This window comes from Chimaeribacter arupi, from assembly GCF_002858805.1.
GTDB lineage: Bacteria > Pseudomonadota > Gammaproteobacteria > Enterobacterales > Enterobacteriaceae > Chimaeribacter > Chimaeribacter arupi.
Window position 1 is genome coordinate 17,761 of record NZ_PJZI01000020.1, and the last position, 17,497, is coordinate 35,257.

The following is a 17,497-nucleotide window of genomic DNA, read 5'->3' on the forward strand; positions in this document are numbered from 1 at the left end:
GCGGCCGATCGCTTGTAAATAGCCGTTGTTTTGTTAAGGTTTTGTAATAATGAGAGATGGCTTCCAAAGGTGAAAAATTTGCCTTATTACCGAGAGAACAGCCGGTGAGATTTAGTGAGAAGATAATGGGGAAAGCCTTGCCGGGCGGGAAGCCAACCGTTTGCGTAAAAAGCTGGCCGCAACCCTATGGCCGCAGGCAAAAACAGTTTACACTGTGCCGCATATCCCGTTGGGGGTCGTTTAATTGCGTGTGAGTCAGGAGAAGCAGATGTTAAAGCGTGAAATGAACATTGCCGATTATGATGCCGAGCTGTGGCAGGCAATGGAGCAGGAAGTCGTGCGTCAGGAAGAACATATTGAACTGATTGCCTCTGAAAACTACACCAGTCCGCGTGTGATGCAGGCACAAGGTTCTCAGCTGACCAACAAATACGCTGAAGGCTATCCGGGCAAACGCTACTATGGCGGCTGCGAGTATGTCGACATCGTTGAGCAACTGGCGATCGACCGTGCCAAAGCCCTGTTCGGCGCAGACTACGCCAACGTCCAGCCGCACTCCGGCTCCCAGGCTAACTTCGCGGTTTACACGGCGTTGCTGCAACCGGGTGACACCATCCTCGGGATGAACCTGGCGCACGGCGGCCACCTGACCCACGGCTCCCCGGTTAACCTGTCCGGCAAACTCTATAACGTGGTGCCTTACGGCATCGATGAGACCGGCAAAATCGACTATGACGATCTGGCCCGTCAGGCGCAGGCGCACCAGCCGAAAATGATCATCGGCGGTTTCTCAGCCTACTCCGGCACCGTTGACTGGGCAAAAATGCGTGAGATTGCCGACAGCATCGGCGCGTACCTGTTTGTGGACATGGCGCACGTGGCAGGCCTGGTGGCCGCCGGTGTCTACCCGAACCCGGTGCCTCATGCCCATATCGTGACCACCACCACCCATAAAACCCTGGCAGGCCCGCGCGGCGGCCTGATCCTGGCGAAAGGCGGTGATGAGGATCTGTACAAGAAGCTGAACTCCGCTGTGTTCCCCGGCGGCCAGGGCGGCCCGCTGATGCATGTGATTGCCGGTAAAGCGGTGGCACTGAAAGAAGCGATGGAGCCTGAGTTCAAAACTTACCAGCAGCAGGTCGCCAAAAACGCCAAAGCGATGGTGGAAGTGGTACTGGCGCGTGGCTACAAAGTGGTGTCCGGCGGCACGGAAAACCACCTGTTCCTGATGGATCTGGTGGACAAAAACCTGACCGGTAAAGAAGCGGATGCCGCCCTGGGCCGCGCCAACATTACCGTGAACAAAAACAGCGTGCCGAACGATCCGAAAAGCCCGTTCGTGACCTCCGGCATCCGCATCGGTACCCCGGCAGTGACCCGCCGCGGCTTCAATGAAGATGACGTGCGCGAACTGGCCGGCTGGATCTGTGATGTGCTGGACAACATCAATGATGAAGCCACCATTGAACGTGTGAAACAGAAAGTGCTGGCCATCTGCGCCCGCCTGCCGGTTTACGCATAACCGCCCGCTGACCGGAGCAGGCCCTGCCTGCACGCTCATGCACTGACAGAAAAGGTACTGCCCGGCAGTACCTTTTTTTCGCCCGGACTTTTTCACCCGGACATTTTTCGGACGGCCTTTTTTGCCTATACTCCGGTGCAGCCCATGCGCGGCTGACCACCGGGCAGGCCCGGAAACCGGGCGTGGCCGCTCACCAACAGGAACGGGTGCTGATGTGCCCGGCGCAAGGCAGCGCGGCGTTGACCGGCTCTGCCTGTTATCGGAGATACCATGGTTTTGCCATCCTCGTACTGGCTGGGGCTCAGCTACTTCACCTATTTCTTCGCTTACGGCATCTTTTTGCCGTTTTTTGCTACCTGGCTGAAAGGCGAGGGGCTGGATGCCCAGGCCATCGGGCTGTTGCTCGGCATCGGGATGGTAGCCCGCTTCTCCGGCACGCTGCTGCTGGCCCCGGCAGTGAAAGAGGCGTCCCAGCTGGTGGCGGCGTTGCGCCTGATTGCCCTGCTGGCGCTGGCCTGTTGTGTGGGGTTCTGGTTTGGCAGCAGCTGGGCCTGGCTGATGCTGGTGATGGCCGGTTTCAACCTCTTTTTCGGCCCGCTGGTGCCGATGAGTGACGCGCTGGCGGCCACCTGGCAGCGGCAAATCGCCCTGGACTACGGCAAAGTGCGGGTCTGGGGATCGCTGGCGTTTGTGATTGGCTCGGCATTTATCGGCAAAATGATTGCCGTGTTCGGGCATGGTGCCATTCTGTCAGCCCTGACGGCCGGGCTGGCGGCGATGCTGCTCGGGATGCTGCTGCGCCCGGCCGTGCCGCCGAAGGCTGACGCCCAGGCCGCAGAGCGTGGGGCAATCCCGTGGCGGGAGTTGCTGCGCCAGCCGCCGGTACGCCAATTCCTGCTGTGCGTGACGCTGTTACAGGCGGCGCACGCGGGCTATTACAGCTTCAGCGCGCTGTACTGGCAGGAGGCGGGGTACCCGGCCTCGGTAGTGGGCTATCTCTGGTCACTCGGGGTAGTGGCGGAGGTGCTGGTATTCACCTTCAGCCGCCAGTTGTTCTCCCGCTGGAGCGCCCGACACCTGTTGCTGCTTTCCGCCTGTTGCGGGGTGGTGCGCTGGGCGCTGATGGGCAGCTTTATTGGCCTGCCGTGGCTGGTGGTGATGCAGCTTCTGCACTGCGGCAGTTTTACGGTGTGCCACCTGGCGGCGATGCGCTTTATCTCTGCGCGTGACCCGCGTGAAGTGATCCGCCTGCAAGCCGCTTATTCAGCACTGGCGATGGGCGGCGGGATTGCGGTAATGACGGTGCTGGCCGGTTTCCTGTTCCAGCATATTCACCAGCAGGTGTTCTGGGTGATGGCGCTGGTGGCGCTGCCGGCCATCTTCTTGCGGCCGAAGGTGCAGCCCGCAGGCCGGTAAGCCGCGTCAGGGGCTTTCCAACAGGGCGCGGATCTGCATACGCTGCGCCTTTTCCAGCGGCAGTTCCACATGCAGGATCGGCATGGTGATCGCCGGTTCATCGGCCGGGTAGGGGGTGACCACCAGCGTCACCCCCTGCGGCGGCCCCTGGCGCAGGAAATGCGAAAGCGGCAGGTACTTCACGGAGAGCGGCAACAGGGTCGCGTCGCGGATGTGCTGTTCCACCGCCGTTTCCAGCTCCGGGTTGCCGTTGGTCAGCAACAGTACCTGCTTCTCCTGCAATGCACTGCCGTGCATCAGCCAGGCCCCGAAACAGATGGTAATTAACCCCACTTCCTCCGGCGAAAGACGCAGGTCATACGCGGCTTCAAATTCCTCCAGCGCTTCCAGTGTGGTGCGCATCAGCCGGGGGTACATGCGCGTGACCTCTTCAAGCAAGGTGTGATCGATGCCGATGTCAAACCGGCAACGCTCGATAGCCGCCCCCAGATGGGTAAACAACTGGCCGGCCAGCCCCTCGCGGCTGCTGAAGCTCATGCCGGCAATCTGCTGGAAACGGCCAATCAGCCGGTGAACCTGCTCCTGCAAGTGCTGGTCTTCCGGCGAGTCGCTGCTGTCATAGCTGTGGGTTTTCAGCAGGGTAAACAGCAGTGTCAGGAAATCGCGCTCCGCCTCACACGGGGGCAGGGCAAAGCGCTCAGCCAGCGCTGCGGCCAGGTAGCCCGCCGCATCACACTCACTTTTCTGCCGCAGCCATGTCAGCTGAGGGGGGGTAAAACCGGGGTGGCAGAGCTGGTGGTGGCAGTTCAGGCAATATTTGATAAACAGGCAGAGAAAGTGCCGGTCACGGTCATTTACCGGGCGTCGCAGCCGGACTTCCGCCTGCTCAATCAGGGTATGCAACACCCGGTCGGTCTCTTCGGCCCCGGCCTGATGAAACGCCGCCATCCCCTGATGCAGGGCGAGGGCGGCCTGTTGGGTGGTGAAATCGGGGGAAATACGCAGGGCGCGCCGTAACCAGTGGAAAAAGCATAAACGCTGGTTAAGTGAGGTGCCGGTAATGCGGCAGGTTCCGGCCTCATCAAGGATGAGATCCAGATGGTGGAAGCGCTGGATCTCCGCGGCAACCGCGGCTACATCCAGCCGGGTTGTTGAAAGGTCAACCCCATTGATTTGGCTGATCTTCTCCAGGCGCACCGCAGGGGAGAGCGCATACAACATCAGGACGATATGGCAGCGCCGTTGTTGACCGGAGAGCTCAGGCGCAGAGGACGTGGCCAGGCTCATGAACACCTTCTGACGATTGCTTTAGTGTGGAGGAGTAAGCATAGCAAAGGGGCCGTAAGGCCGCGCCGGAGGCGCTGTTTTTTGCTCCGGCTTTGAAGCGCCATCACATTTATTGACGGGCCGCCAGGCACCGCAGGCAAAAAAAATGCCGCCCCTGAGGGCGGCATCACAAAATTTGTCCAGATAAATTAACGTTTCAGCGCTTCGCTCAGCTCTTCACGCATGGTGCTCAGCAGCGATTTCACCACACGCGGGTTACCGGCCACGATATTGCCGGAGTTGAAATGGTTGTGGCCGCCCATGAAGTCAGTCACGATGCCGCCCGCTTCACGCACCAGCAGCTCACCGCCGGCGAAATCCCACGGCTTCAGGCCAATCTCAAAGAAACCGTCCACGCGGCCGGCAGCCACATAGGCCAGATCCAGCGCGGCGGAACCGGTGCGGCGGAAGTCTGCGCACTGGGTAAAGAGCTTGCCGACCACGTTGATGTACGGGGTGGCGTGCTGTTTCAGTTTGTACGGGAAGCCGGTGGCCAGAATGGTGCCGTCCAGATCGCGGGCGTTGCCGCCGCGCAGGCGGTAGCCGTTCAGCTGAGCACCCTGACCGCGGGTTGCCGTGAACAGTTCATTGCGCATTGGGTCATAAACCACCGCCACTTCAGTACGGCCTTTGATGCGTACGGCAATGGAGACCGCGAAGTGCGGCAGACGTTTGATGAAGTTGGTGGTGCCATCCAGTGGGTCGATAATCCATTGTACATCCTGGTCTTCGCCGGCCAGTTCACCGCACTCTTCAGAGATGATGGTGTGCTGGGGGTAAGAACGGCGGATCACGTCGATAATCAGGTGCTCAGCGTCACGATCAACGTTAGTAACAAAGTCATTGGTGCCTTTCTGGCTCGCTTCGACAGCGTCCGGGGTTTCGTAGTTTTTGGCAATCAGGTTACCGGCCTTACGCGCAGCGCGCACGGCGATGGTGAGCATCGGATGCATGGGTATCTTCCAACTAGGATGTTAAAGAACGGGAAACGGCGCGCAGTATAGCAGGGCTTCTGAAAAATACCTACGGTTGTGTTAGCATGGGCCGATTTTCCGCAACCTTCAGAGTTCGTATGCTGCACAATATCCGCATTGTCCTGGTTGAAACTTCTCATACCGGTAACATGGGCTCTACCGCCCGTGCCATGAAAACCATGGGCCTCACCAACCTCTACCTGGTGAACCCGCTGGTGAAGCCCGACTCGCAGGCCATCTCCCTGGCCGCCGGTGCCAGTGATGTCATCGGTAACGCGACCATTGTCGACACCCTGGACGAGGCGCTGGCCGGTTGCAGTCTGGTGGTCGGCACCAGCGCCCGCTCACGCACCCTGCCGTGGCCGATGCTGGAGCCGCGTGAATGTGGCGTGAAATGCGCTCAGACTGCCGAAAGCGCCCCGGTGGCGCTGGTGTTCGGCCGTGAGCGCGTGGGCCTCACCAATGAAGAACTTCAGAAATGTCACTACCACGTCTGTATCCCGGCCAACCCGGAATACAGCTCGCTGAACCTGGCGATGGCGGTACAGCTGATTGCTTATGAAGTCCGCGTGGCCTGGCTCGACCGGCAGGAAAACGGCCAGGACGCCGCCCCGGAAGAGGCCTACCCGCTGGTGGACGATCTGGAGCGTTTTTACGGCCATCTGGAGCAGGTGCTGTTGCAGACCGGCTTTATCCGCCCGCAGCATCCGGGTCAGATAATGAGCCGTTTGCGCCGCCTGTTTACCCGCGCGCGGCCGGAAACCCAGGAGCTGAACATCCTGCGCGGTATCCTGACGTCTATCGAGAAAAAGCAGTAATCCTTCCAGCCCGTTGAAAAGTAACGCATTCAACGGGCTTGCTGTTTCTGTCCCCGCCTGAAATGCTGTTTCGCCTTTAATACCTGACTGTTTCACTCAGGTAAATAGTTGACTGAAATACTCGGGAATGGCAGACTCTTGGCCATATTTCACCCCCCTTATTTACAGGTAATATTCGCCATGAGACTGACTTCAAAGGGTCGTTACGCAGTCACCGCTATGCTGGACGTAGCATTACACTCCCAGGACGGGCCGGTTCCGTTAGCCGATATTTCTGAACGTCAGGGCATTTCGCTCTCCTACCTGGAGCAGCTGTTCTCCCGCCTGCGTAAAAATGGCCTGGTGGCCAGTGTACGCGGTCCGGGCGGTGGTTACCTGCTGGGCAAAGACGTGGCAGAAATCGCCGTGGGCGCGGTGATCACCGCCGTAGACGAATCCATTGACGCGACCCGTTGCCAGGGCAAAGAGGGCTGCCAGGGCGGCGACCGCTGCCTGACCCACACCCTGTGGCGCGACCTGAGTGAGCGTATCAGCGGCTTCCTGAACAACATCACGCTGGCTGAACTGGTGAACAACCAGGAAGTGCTGGACGTGGCTGACCGTCAGAACCATGAAACCCGCCGTCTGACGCCTGCCGGGCGTCCGCAAGAAGCGATCAATGTAAATCTGCGTTCGTAAGCCGGACGCGTTACACTGACGTTTTATGTGATGTACGGAGTTGAAGAGTCATGAAATTACCGATTTATCTGGATTATGCGGCCACCACGCCGGTTGACCCGCGTGTGGCTGAAAAGATGATGCAGTGTCTGACCCTGGACGGTACTTTCGGTAACCCTGCCTCCCGCTCGCACCGTTTTGGCTGGCAGGCGGAAGAGGCAGTGGATGTCGCCCGGAATAACGTTGCCGAACTGATTGGTGCCGATCCGCGTGAGATCGTCTTTACCTCCGGTGCCACCGAATCCAATAACCTGGCGATCAAGGGCGCAGCCCATGCGAATCAGGAAAAAGGGCGGCACATCATCACCAGCGTGACCGAGCATAAAGCGGTGCTGGATACCTGCCGGCAACTGGAGCAGGAAGGGTTCGACGTCACCTACCTGACGCCGCAACGCAACGGCCTGATTGACCTGGCTGACCTGGCTGCCGCCCTGCGTGACGACACCCTGCTGGTATCCATCATGCACGTCAACAATGAGATTGGCGTGGTGCAGGATGTCGCGGCCATCGGGGAGCTGTGCCACAGCCGGGGCATCCTTTTCCATGTGGATGCCACCCAGAGCGTCGGCAAACTGCCGGTTGACCTGAATGAACTCAGGATTGACCTGATGTCGTTCTCTGGCCATAAAATTTACGGCCCGAAAGGCATCGGCGGCCTCTACGTGCGCCGCAAACCGCGCGTCCGTATTGAAGCCCAGATCCACGGCGGCGGCCATGAGCGCGGTATGCGTTCCGGCACCCTGCCGGTGCACCAGATTGTCGGCATGGGCGAAGCCTACCGCATCGCCAACATGGAGATGGCGGCTGAAAGTGAGCGCCTGCACCGCCTGCGCGACCGCCTGTGGCAGGGGTTGAGCGAGATTGACGGCGTCAGCCTGAACGGCTCGCTGGCGCATGGGGTGCCGAACATCCTGAACGTCAGTTTCAGCCATGTGGACGGGGAATCCCTGATCATGGCGCTGAAGGATCTGGCGCTCTCCTCCGGTTCCGCCTGTACCTCTGCCAGCCTGGAGCCCTCTTATGTACTGCGGGCGCTGGGGCTGAATGATGAACTGGCGCACAGCTCGCTGCGTTTCTCCGCCGGGCGTTTCACCACCGAGGATGAGATTGATTACGCCGTCGCGCTGGTGCGTAAATCGGTTGAACGCCTGCGCCGTCTCTCCGGCGCGGCCTGACACGGCACAGGTTGCCTGTCCTATCAGGTAAAAACTGCTGGCAGCGGCCCACCGGGTCTGGTTAGATAAAGCAGAATGAAGAGCATACGGGCTGCCATAAGGTGGCCCGATTTGTTTATGGCTCGCCGCTTCACGGCACAGGCCCCGGTTCGGGCCTACCCTGACAAAGAAAAAAACAATCGGGAGTTTCGTTATGACCGCAGACACGATGACAACAGACGCGATGCATATCTTCCTTTCATCCCAGCCCGCCGACGCCCGCTGGGGTGACAATGCCCTGCTGAGCACCCGCAACGAGGGCATGACGATTCATGCCGGTACGCTGGTCTCGATTCAACGCGCTGCACGCCGGATTGACGGGCAGGGGATCAAGAAGGTGAAACTGGCCGGTGAAGGCTGGGATCTGGAGAATAGCTGGGCCTTCTGGCAAGGTTTCCGTGGCCCGAAAGGCCAGCGCAGTGTCGAGTGGGCTGAGCTTGAGCAGGCCGATCGCGAGGAGCTGGAGAGCCGCCTGACCATCATTGACTGGGTACGCGACACCATCAATATGCCGGCAGAAGATCTGGGGCCGGAAACGCTGGCCCACCGCGCGGTTGACCTGCTGTGCCAGTACGGCGGCGAGCACGTGACCTACCGCATCACCAAAGGGGAAGACCTGCGCGAACAGAACTATGCCGGCCTGCATATTGTCGGCCGCGGCTCTGAGCGCCCGCCGGTGCTGCTGGTGCTCGACTACAACCCGACCGGGGATGAGAACGCGCCGGTCTACGCCTGCCTGGTGGGGAAAGGCATCACCTTTGACACCGGCGGCTACAGCCTGAAACAGAGTGCCTTTATGGACTCAATGAAATCTGACATGGGCGGCGCGGCCACCGTAACCGGCGCACTGGCCCTGGCAGCGGCGCGCGGCCTGGCACAGCGCGTGAAGCTTTATCTCTGCTGCGCAGACAACATGGTCAGCGGCAACGCCTTTAAACTCGGTGACATTATCCACTACCGTAACGGCAAGACGGTGGAAGTGATGAACACCGATGCGGAAGGGCGGCTGGTGCTGGCTGATGGCCTGATCGACGCCTCGGAGCAGCAGCCGCAACTGCTGATTGACTGCGCGACCCTGACCGGCGCGGCCAAAACCGCGCTGGGCAATGATTACCATGCGCTGTTCAGCTTTGATGATGCGTTGGCCGCTGACCTGCTGGCGAGTGCCGGGCAGGAGCAGGAGCCGTTCTGGCGCCTGCCGCTGGCAGAGTTCCACCGCAGCCAGTTGCCGTCCAACTTTGCTGACCTGAACAACGTGGCCGGCCCAAGCTACACTGCCGGGGCCAGCACCGCCGCCGCGTTCCTGTCGCACTTCGTGCAGAACTACCGCCAGGGCTGGCTGCATATCGACTGTTCTGCCACCTACCGCAAAGGCGCGGTGGATCAGTGGTCGGCCGGGGCGACCGGGCTGGGCGTCCGTACCCTGGCCAATTTGCTGCTGAGCAAGGCGCAGTAACCGGCAATACGTCAGCAGCATGACGTGACCGGGTATCACGGGGCGGCCTGGCTGCCCCGTTTTTTTATCCATCTTTTTGTGGTGTTATCTTGTGGCAAAGCCGTTCCGGCTTGTTGAGGGAGTAACGTATGAGCACATCGTCTTTTGACCCTGCGGACACGTCGCAGGGACGTGAACTGGAGCAGTTGCTGATGCAGGCCGTCAGTGACCCGGCACAACGCCCGGCGTTCTACCGCGCGCTGATGGAAGCCACCGTGCTGGTGCTGACCGACAACCAGGCCCCGGAGGGTGACGTGGTGCTGGAAGCCGGCAGCCCGCTGAGCCTGCAGGTCTGGGAAAAACAGGACGGCACGAACGTATTGCCGTTCTTCAGTTCACTCTCAGCCCTGCAACGGGCGGTGGAGCGCGAGCAGCCGTTTATGGCGTTGCCGGTGCGGGTGCTGTTTGAGATGACCGAAGGCGCGGAGCTGTTCCTGAACCCGAAAAATGAGTACGGCAAAGAGTTCACCCCGCACGAGGTGAGCCAGCTGTTACAGGAAGGCACGGCAGGCAAACCGCTGGAGCGGGTGCTGGAAGCCGGTACCGAGTTCCTGATCGGCCAGCCGGAACACTATCCGGCGGCGATGGTGGACGCGCTCACCACACTGTTCAGCCAGCGTAAACCGGTGCGCCGCGCCTTCCTGGCGCTCATCCATGATAAAAACAGCGATGAGCGGCCCAACCTGCTGGTGGGGCTGGAGATTGACGGCGCGTCGGAGCAGGAGATTGAACAGCTGATTCAGGAAGCCGGCAGCGTCGCCAGTGAAGCGCTGGCAGAGGATGAGCCAGTGGATTTCTGCCTGGTCAATGAAAAAGAGCGCGGCATCAGCCATTATCTGATTCAGCATACCCAGGCCTTTTACCAGCGCCGCTGGGGCAGTTGGTTACGCAATATCATTCCTTCTTCCGGCATCGCCTGAGGGCAGGCGCGCAGTCACGGCCGGCACATAGGGCAATAATTGCTAAATATGTGCATAAAGAGTAGGGAATTAGCTAAAGTTATTTTAATCAAATGTTGTGTTTCGGGTAGGCAAGCGCCGACTTGCCCCCTATAATCGGCGCCATTTCACGGCGGGCCCATTTATGCCTGCCTCCCAGGACGACGTCAGACAGAGGTTTACATGACTATCGAACGTACTTTTTCCATGATCAAACCGAACGCAGTGGCTAAAAACGCCATTGGTTCTATCTATGCCCGTTTCGAAGCCGCTGGTTTCAAAATCGTTGCCGCTAAAATGGTTCACCTGACCCGTGAGCAGGCTGAAGGCTTCTACGCTGAGCACAAAGGCCGCCCGTTCTTCGACGGCCTGGTTGAGTTCATGACCTCTGGCCCGATCATGATGCAGGTTCTGGAAGGCGAAAACGCCGTTCAGCGCAACCGTGACATCATGGGCGCAACCAACCCGGACAACGCCCTGGCCGGTACCCTGCGTGCTGACTACGCAGACAGCTTCACTGAGAACGCCGTTCACGGTTCCGATGCGGTTGAATCTGCACAGCGCGAAATCGCGTACTTCTTCACCGAAAACGAGCTGTGCCCGCGCACCCGTTAATTGGTGAATGATAGCGAGCTGAAAGATTCATTTGCTGAAACAATAAAACCGTGACAGCAGGCTTTCCGCGATAGCATCGCTATCCTAAAATTTGTACAATACTGCGCCCCGAAGGAGCCTGCTCTCTCGGGGCGCATGTTTTCGCATCACGCCACCGGGCGGGTGCACTTCCTTTGAGCCAAAAGTGTAACAACGAGGCCGCGACATCCATGTTAGAAACAACTCCTTCTGGGCAAACCGTGTCTGAAATTTCTCACTCCTCTGCGCCCGCCGTACAAACGGCAAAACCGGCTGTGGAAAAAATTAACCTCCTCGATCTGAACCGCCAGCAAATGCGCGAATTTTTCGCCAGGATGGGGGAGAAACCCTTCCGCGCCGACCAGGTCATGAAGTGGATGTACCACTACTGCTGCGATGATTTCGAGCAGATGACCGACATCAACAAAGTGCTGCGCGGCAAATTGCAGGCGATTGCAGAGATCCGTGCACCGGAAGTGGTGGATGAGCAACGCTCCGCCGACGGCACCATCAAATGGGCGATTCTGGTGGGCGACCAACGCGTTGAGACGGTCTATATCCCGGAAGAGGATCGCGCGACCCTCTGCGTCTCCTCTCAGGTAGGCTGCGCGCTCGAGTGCAAATTCTGCTCTACGGCACAGCAGGGCTTCAACCGTAACCTGCGCGTGTCAGAAATCATCGGCCAGGTCTGGCGAGCCGCCAAAATCATCGGCGCGGCGAAAGTCACCGGCCAGCGCCCGATCACCAACGTGGTCATGATGGGCATGGGCGAGCCGCTGCTCAACCTGACCAACGTCGTCCCGGCGATGGAAATCATGCTGGATGACTTCGGTTTCGGCCTCTCCAAACGCCGCGTGACGCTCTCCACGTCCGGTGTGGTACCGGCACTGGACAAACTGGGCGACATGATCGACGTGGCGCTGGCCATCTCCCTGCATGCGCCGAACGACACCATCCGTGACGAGATCGTGCCGATCAATAAAAAGTACAACATTGAGACCTTCCTGAGCGCGGTACGCCGCTACCTGGCGAAGTCCAATGCCAACCAGGGCCGCGTCACCATTGAGTACGTGATGCTGGACCACGTCAATGACGGCACCGAACATGCCCACGAGCTGGCCGCTGTGCTGAAAGACACGCCGTGCAAGATCAACCTGATCCCGTGGAACCCCTTCCCGGGCGCACCTTATGGACGCAGCTCGAATAGTCGCGTTGATCGCTTTGCCAAAGTGTTGATGGAATATGGATTTACGACTATTGTGCGTAAGACCCGCGGTGACGATATTGACGCCGCCTGCGGCCAGTTGGCGGGTGAGGTGATCGACCGGACCAAGCGTACCCTGAAGAAGAAAATGGCAGGGGAGCCGATTTCGGTAAAAGCACTCTGAACCTGACCTGAGGGCGTGACGCTGCGCTGTGCCGTTACGCCTCCCTCTCTCAGATCGGAACGGCACGGGCAGGGCAGCCTGCCGCCGCGTTCCAGGGAATGAAACGCATGATGCTGAAAATGTTGCGGAGCACGCCGCACTGGCTCTCTGCGGTTATCGCGGCGGCCGTGCTGGCAGGCTGCTCGGGTTCAGGGCCGGACGAGGCCGCACCGGCCACGTCGGCGTCGGTGGATACACGCCTGCAACTGGGGATGGGCTACCTGTCTCAGGGGAATTTGCCGGCCGCCCGGCAAAATCTTGAAAAAGCGGAGCAAACCGCGCCGCAGGACTACCGTACCCAACTGGGGATGGCGCTGTATGCGCAACGTGTCGGGGAAAATGAGGCTGCGCAGCAACGCTATCAGCGCGCCCTGCAACTTGCCCCGCAAAATGGCACGGTGTTGAATAATTACGGTGCGTTCTTGTGTAGTTTAGGGCAGTATGTACCGGCACAACAGCAGTTTAGCGCGGCCGCGCAGGTGCCCGATTATGGGCAGGTTGCAGACAGCCTGGAGAATGCCGGCTATTGTTTCCTTAAGGCAAATCAGGACGATGAGGCACGGGTATTGCTGGGCCGGGCACTGAAATATGACCCGGACAAGGGCGCGCCTCTGCTGGCAGAGGCCCAGCGGCAGTTCAGTGAAGGAAAACGCGCCCAGGCGCAGCTTTTACTGGATGTCTACCAGCATATTTTACCGGCCAGTGCCGACAGTTTATGGTTACAGATTCGTTTCGCCGCGCTGGATGACCGCCAGGACAAGATAGACCGTTATGGCAGGCAGCTGGCGCGAAGTTTTCCACACTCTAAACAGTACCAGCAGTTTCTCGCTAATGAATACTGAAGCCTCTCAAGAAAACATCTCCAAAACGACAGGCGAACGCCTGCGTCAAGCCCGTGAACAGCTGGGGCTGAGCCAGCAGGCCGTTGCAGAACGCCTGTGCCTGAAAGTCTCCACGGTACGTGATATCGAAGAAGATACCGCGCCGCCGGGGCTGGCCTCGACCTTCCTGCGCGGCTATATCCGTTCTTATGCCAAGCTGGTGCACATTCCTGAAGAAGAGTTGCTGCCGCTGATGGCCAAACAGGCCCCGATCCGCGCCGCGAAAGTGGCGCCGATGCAGAGCTTCTCGCTGGGGAAATCCCGTAAAAAACGCGATGGCTGGCTGATGGGGTTCACCTGGCTGGTGGTCTTTGTGGTCATCGGCCTGACCGGTGCCTGGTGGTGGCAGAACCATCAGGCCCAGCAGCAGGAGATCGCCACGATGGCGGATCAATCCTCTGCCCAGCTTTCTCAGGGCGATGCCCAATCCATCCCGCTGGGAAACAGTGACGATGCCGCCCCGGCTGATAACAGCAATGACGGCACCACCGGTACGCCGCCTGACAGCCAGGCGACGAACACCGCGGCACAACCGGCCCCGGTGACCCCGGCGGCCCCTGCTGCGCCGGTTGCCCAGGCTCCGGCCCCGACGGTGGTGTCACCGTCCCAGGCACCGGTTGCGGCACCCGTCACGACGCCGGCCGACGCACCGGCCGCTGCCCCGGCAGACGCAGGGGCTATCGTGATGAATTTTAATGCGGATTGCTGGCTGCAAGTGAATGACGCGACCGGGAAAACCCTGTTCAGCGGCATTCAGAAAAGCGGCGGTACGCTGAACCTGAACGGGACTGCGCCGTTCAAACTGAAAATTGGCGCACCGCGTGCCGTCCAGATTCAGTATCAGGGCAAGCCGGTTGATCTCAGCCAGTTCATTAAGTCAAACCGTGTTGCGCGTCTTACGCTGGCTGCTGAATAATAGGGCATCCGGCGCACTGCGCCCGCAGCAATGGAGAGCAAGACATGCATAACCAAGCACCCATAAACCGTCGCAAATCAACGCGGATTTACGTCGGAAAGGTGCCTATTGGTGATGGCGCGCCGATTGCCGTGCAATCGATGACCAACACCCGTACCACCGATGTAGAGGCTACGGTCAATCAGATTAAGTCGCTGGAACGTGTGGGCGCGGACATCGTCCGTGTTTCCGTGCCGACGATGGATGCTGCCGAAGCCTTTAAAGTGATCAAGCAACAAGTCAACGTGCCGCTGGTGGCGGACATTCACTTTGACTACCGCATTGCGCTGAAAGTGGCGGAATACGGCGTGGATTGCCTGCGCATTAACCCCGGCAACATCGGCAATGAATCCCGCATCCGCTCGGTGGTGGATTGCGCGCGTGACAAAAATATCCCTATCCGCATCGGCGTCAACGGCGGTTCGCTGGAACGGGATCTCCAGGAAAAATATGGTGAGCCGACCCCGGAAGCGTTGCTGGAGTCTGCGATGCGCCATGTGGACATCCTGGACCGCCTCAATTTCGACCAGTTCAAAGTCAGCGTAAAAGCCTCTGACGTCTTCCTGGCGGTGGAAGCCTACCGCCTGCTGGCGAAACAGATCGTGCAGCCGCTGCACCTCGGCATCACGGAAGCGGGCGGCGCCCGTGCCGGTGCGGTAAAATCCGCCATCGGCCTCGGCCTGCTGCTCTCTGAGGGCATCGGCGACACGCTGCGCATCTCGCTGGCGGCCGATCCGGTAGAAGAGATCAAAGTGGGCTTCGATATCCTGAAGTCCCTGCGCATCCGTTCCCGCGGCATCAACTTCATCGCCTGCCCGACCTGCTCACGCCAGGAGTTCGACGTGATCGGCACGGTCAACGCGCTGGAGCAGCGCCTGGAAGATATCATCACGCCAATGGATGTCTCGATCATCGGCTGTGTGGTGAACGGACCGGGCGAGGCGCTGGTGTCGACGCTGGGCGTGACCGGCGGCCACAACAAGAGCGGCTTCTATGAAGACGGCGTGCGCCAGCGTGACCGGTTTGATAACGACCTGATGATCGATCAGCTGGAAGCCAAAATCCGCGCGAAAGCCGCGATGATGGACGAAAGCAAACGTATCGTGATCAACACGCAGACAGAGTGACATCGGTAGCGGGCTGCAATAGCGGCCCGTTTTCTATTGAACCCGTTGAGGGCTGGCCCGGCATCCTCGTTGAACCGCCGGAGGCAACGCCCCTATAATCGGGTTCATTTTTTGTATTAAGACTATAGAGAACTGACGTGGCAAAGAACATTCAAGCCATTCGCGGCATGAACGACTACCTGCCGGAAGAAACGGCATTGTGGCAGCGGATTGAAGGCACCCTGAAGCAGGTGCTCAGCGGCTATGGGTACAGTGAAATCCGTCTACCGATTGTAGAGCAGACCCCGTTATTTAAACGCGCCATCGGTGAAGTCACTGATGTGGTCGAAAAAGAGATGTATACCTTTGATGACCGCAACGGCGAAAGCCTGACCCTGCGCCCGGAAGGCACCGCAGGCTGCGTGCGTGCCGGCATTGAGCATGGTCTGCTGTACAATCAGGAACAGCGCCTGTGGTATATCGGCCCGATGTTCCGCTATGAGCGTCCGCAGAAAGGGCGCTACCGCCAGTTCCACCAGCTGGGGGCGGAAGTGTTTGGCCTGCAGGGGCCGGACATCGATGCAGAGCTGATCCTGCTGACGGCGCGCTGGTGGAAAGCGCTCGGCATCGCTGACCATGTGGCGCTGGAGCTGAACTCCATCGGTTCGCAGGAGGCTCGTGCCAACTACCGCGAGGCGCTGGTCGCGTTCCTGGAGCAGCACAAAGATGCGCTGGACGAGGATTGCAAACGCCGCATGTACAGCAACCCGCTGCGCGTGCTCGACTCGAAAAACCCGGACGTGCAGCGCCTGCTGAATGATGCACCGGCCCTGGCTGACTATCTGGATGACGAGTCAAAACAACACTTTTCCGGTCTGTGTGAACTTTTGGACCAGGCCGGCATCCCATATACGGTTAATCAGCGGCTGGTTCGCGGCCTCGATTACTACAACCGCACCGTGTTTGAGTGGGTCACCACCAGCCTGGGCGCGCAGGGTACCGTGTGTGCCGGCGGCCGTTATGACGGCCTGGTGGAACAACTCGGCGGCCGTGCCACCCCGGCGGTAGGGTTCGCGATGGGGCTGGAGCGTCTGGTGCTGCTGGTGCAGGCCGTCAACCCTGACTTTAAGGCCCCGGCCACGGTAGACGTTTACGTCATTTCGTCCGGTGCCGGTACGCAGGGCGCGGCAATGGCGCTGGCGGAGCAGGTGCGTGATGCGGCACCGCAATTACGGCTGATGACCAACTACGGCGGCGGCAACTTCAAAAAACAATTTGCCCGTGCAGACAAGTGGGGCGCCCGCGTGGCCCTGGTGCTGGGTGAGAATGAAGTGGCGGCCCGGCAGGTAGTGGTGAAAAACCTGCAAAGTGGTGAACAAGAAACGCTGGCGCAAAGCGACGTTGCCGCGCGCCTGGCAACGATGTTGGGTTAAGGAGAGGGACACCGTGGAAGTCTATACCACTGAAAACGAACAGGTGAATGCTGTACGCCACTTCTTCTCGGAGAACGGCAAGGCATTGGCTGTTGGCGTGGTGCTGGGCATTGGTGCCCTGGTGGGGTGGCGTTACTGGCAGGGGCATCAGACAGAAGCCCTGACCGAAGCGTCAGTCTCCTACCAGAAAGCGACCGACGCGCTGATGGCGAAAAAACCGGAAGGCGTGGCGGCAACGGAACAGTTCATTCAGGCCAATGACAATAATTATGGGGCCTTTGCCGCGTTGCAACTGGCGCAGCATTTTGTTGATCTGAAAGAGTACGCCAACGCCGAGAAACAGCTGGCGAAGGCCGCCGGCCTCACCAAAGATGACAACCTGCTGCCGCTGATTTCGCTGCGGCAGGCCCGCCTCCAGCTTCAGCAAAACAAACTTGATGATGCGCTGAAAACCCTGGAGGGCGTCAAGGGTGAAAGCTGGGCGGCCATGTCACTGGATATCCGTGGCGATGTGCTGGTGCGCAAGGGAGACCTGAAAGGCGCACGTGACGCATACAGTAAAGGCATCGACGCTAAAGCCTCTCAGGCACAGCAGGCGCTGCTGCGCATGAAGTTAAATAATTTGGCCAGCTAAGGGGATGC

16 protein-coding genes are annotated in these 17,497 nt (G+C 59.5%); 14 read left to right on the forward strand and 2 right to left on the reverse strand.

The features are described from left to right. Positions 1-268 precede the first annotated feature (268 nt). Both glyA and CYR52_RS12750 read left to right on the forward strand, forming a co-directional pair. Positions 269-1,522, forward strand: coding sequence for a serine hydroxymethyltransferase (gene glyA, locus CYR52_RS12745; protein ID WP_072930222.1), 1,254 nt, complete (start codon positions 269-271; stop codon positions 1,520-1,522). A gap of 270 nt (positions 1,523-1,792) precedes the next feature. Next, the gene (locus CYR52_RS12750; RefSeq protein WP_101828702.1) at positions 1,793-2,938 is read left to right on the forward strand and encodes a 3-phenylpropionate MFS transporter; all 1,146 of its coding nucleotides are present in this window, start codon (positions 1,793-1,795) and stop codon (positions 2,936-2,938) included. 6 nt (positions 2,939-2,944) lie between these two features. Here the strand turns inward: CYR52_RS12750 and csiE are convergent, their stop codons facing one another. Further along, positions 2,945-4,225, reverse strand: coding sequence for a stationary phase inducible protein CsiE (csiE, locus tag CYR52_RS12755; protein ID WP_101828703.1), 1,281 nt, complete (start codon positions 4,223-4,225; stop codon positions 2,945-2,947). A gap of 188 nt (positions 4,226-4,413) precedes the next feature. Continuing rightward, positions 4,414-5,217: an inositol-1-monophosphatase gene (gene suhB / locus CYR52_RS12760; protein WP_072930226.1), complete on the reverse strand. Its 804-nt coding sequence runs from the start codon at positions 5,215-5,217 to the stop codon at positions 4,414-4,416. Positions 5,218-5,336: 119 nt separating this feature from the next. On the opposite strand from suhB, the gene trmJ reads away from it, so the two are divergent. From trmJ to CYR52_RS12820, 12 genes are all read left to right on the forward strand, one after another. Then, positions 5,337-6,056: a tRNA (cytosine(32)/uridine(32)-2'-O)-methyltransferase TrmJ gene (gene trmJ, locus CYR52_RS12765; protein ID WP_072930228.1), complete on the forward strand. Its 720-nt coding sequence runs from the start codon at positions 5,337-5,339 to the stop codon at positions 6,054-6,056. A gap of 180 nt (positions 6,057-6,236) precedes the next feature. Beyond that, on the forward strand, positions 6,237-6,734 hold the full coding sequence (iscR, locus tag CYR52_RS12770; RefSeq protein WP_072930229.1) for a Fe-S cluster assembly transcriptional regulator IscR: 498 nt from the start codon (positions 6,237-6,239) through the stop codon (positions 6,732-6,734). Positions 6,735-6,784: 50 nt separating this feature from the next. Next, positions 6,785-7,948 (forward strand): IscS subfamily cysteine desulfurase, encoded by a 1,164-nt coding sequence (locus tag CYR52_RS12775; protein WP_072930231.1) that lies wholly within the window; start codon positions 6,785-6,787, stop codon positions 7,946-7,948. 208 nt (positions 7,949-8,156) lie between these two features. Then, complete coding sequence (gene pepB / locus CYR52_RS12780; RefSeq protein WP_072930408.1) at positions 8,157-9,443, forward strand: aminopeptidase PepB; 1,287 nt, start codon at positions 8,157-8,159, stop codon at positions 9,441-9,443. Positions 9,444-9,571: 128 nt separating this feature from the next. Further along, positions 9,572-10,402, forward strand: coding sequence for an enhanced serine sensitivity protein SseB (sseB, locus tag CYR52_RS12785; protein WP_072930232.1), 831 nt, complete (start codon positions 9,572-9,574; stop codon positions 10,400-10,402). Positions 10,403-10,603: 201 nt separating this feature from the next. Further along, positions 10,604-11,035, forward strand: a complete 432-nt coding sequence (ndk, locus tag CYR52_RS12790; RefSeq protein WP_072930234.1) for a nucleoside-diphosphate kinase — start codon at positions 10,604-10,606, stop codon at positions 11,033-11,035. A 209-nt stretch (positions 11,036-11,244) separates the two neighbouring features. After that, entirely contained in the window at positions 11,245-12,441 is a 1,197-nt protein-coding gene (gene rlmN, locus CYR52_RS12795) for a dual-specificity RNA methyltransferase RlmN (protein WP_072930235.1), read from the forward strand. Positions 12,442-12,560: 119 nt separating this feature from the next. Continuing rightward, the gene (gene pilW / locus CYR52_RS12800) at positions 12,561-13,322 is read left to right on the forward strand and encodes a type IV pilus biogenesis/stability protein PilW (protein WP_101828722.1); all 762 of its coding nucleotides are present in this window, start codon (positions 12,561-12,563) and stop codon (positions 13,320-13,322) included. Then, entirely contained in the window at positions 13,312-14,277 is a 966-nt protein-coding gene (gene rodZ / locus CYR52_RS12805) for a cytoskeleton protein RodZ (RefSeq protein ID WP_072930237.1), read from the forward strand. Before pilW ends, rodZ begins: the two co-directional genes overlap by 11 nt. Before the next feature lie 44 nt (positions 14,278-14,321). Beyond that, positions 14,322-15,443: a flavodoxin-dependent (E)-4-hydroxy-3-methylbut-2-enyl-diphosphate synthase gene (ispG, locus tag CYR52_RS12810; RefSeq protein ID WP_072930238.1), complete on the forward strand. Its 1,122-nt coding sequence runs from the start codon at positions 14,322-14,324 to the stop codon at positions 15,441-15,443. Between the two features lie 137 nt (positions 15,444-15,580). Next, entirely contained in the window at positions 15,581-16,855 is a 1,275-nt protein-coding gene (hisS, locus tag CYR52_RS12815) for a histidine--tRNA ligase (RefSeq protein WP_072930240.1), read from the forward strand. A 13-nt stretch (positions 16,856-16,868) separates the two neighbouring features. Continuing rightward, positions 16,869-17,489: a YfgM family protein gene (locus CYR52_RS12820; protein WP_072930242.1), complete on the forward strand. Its 621-nt coding sequence runs from the start codon at positions 16,869-16,871 to the stop codon at positions 17,487-17,489. Positions 17,490-17,497: the final 8 nt, after the last annotated feature.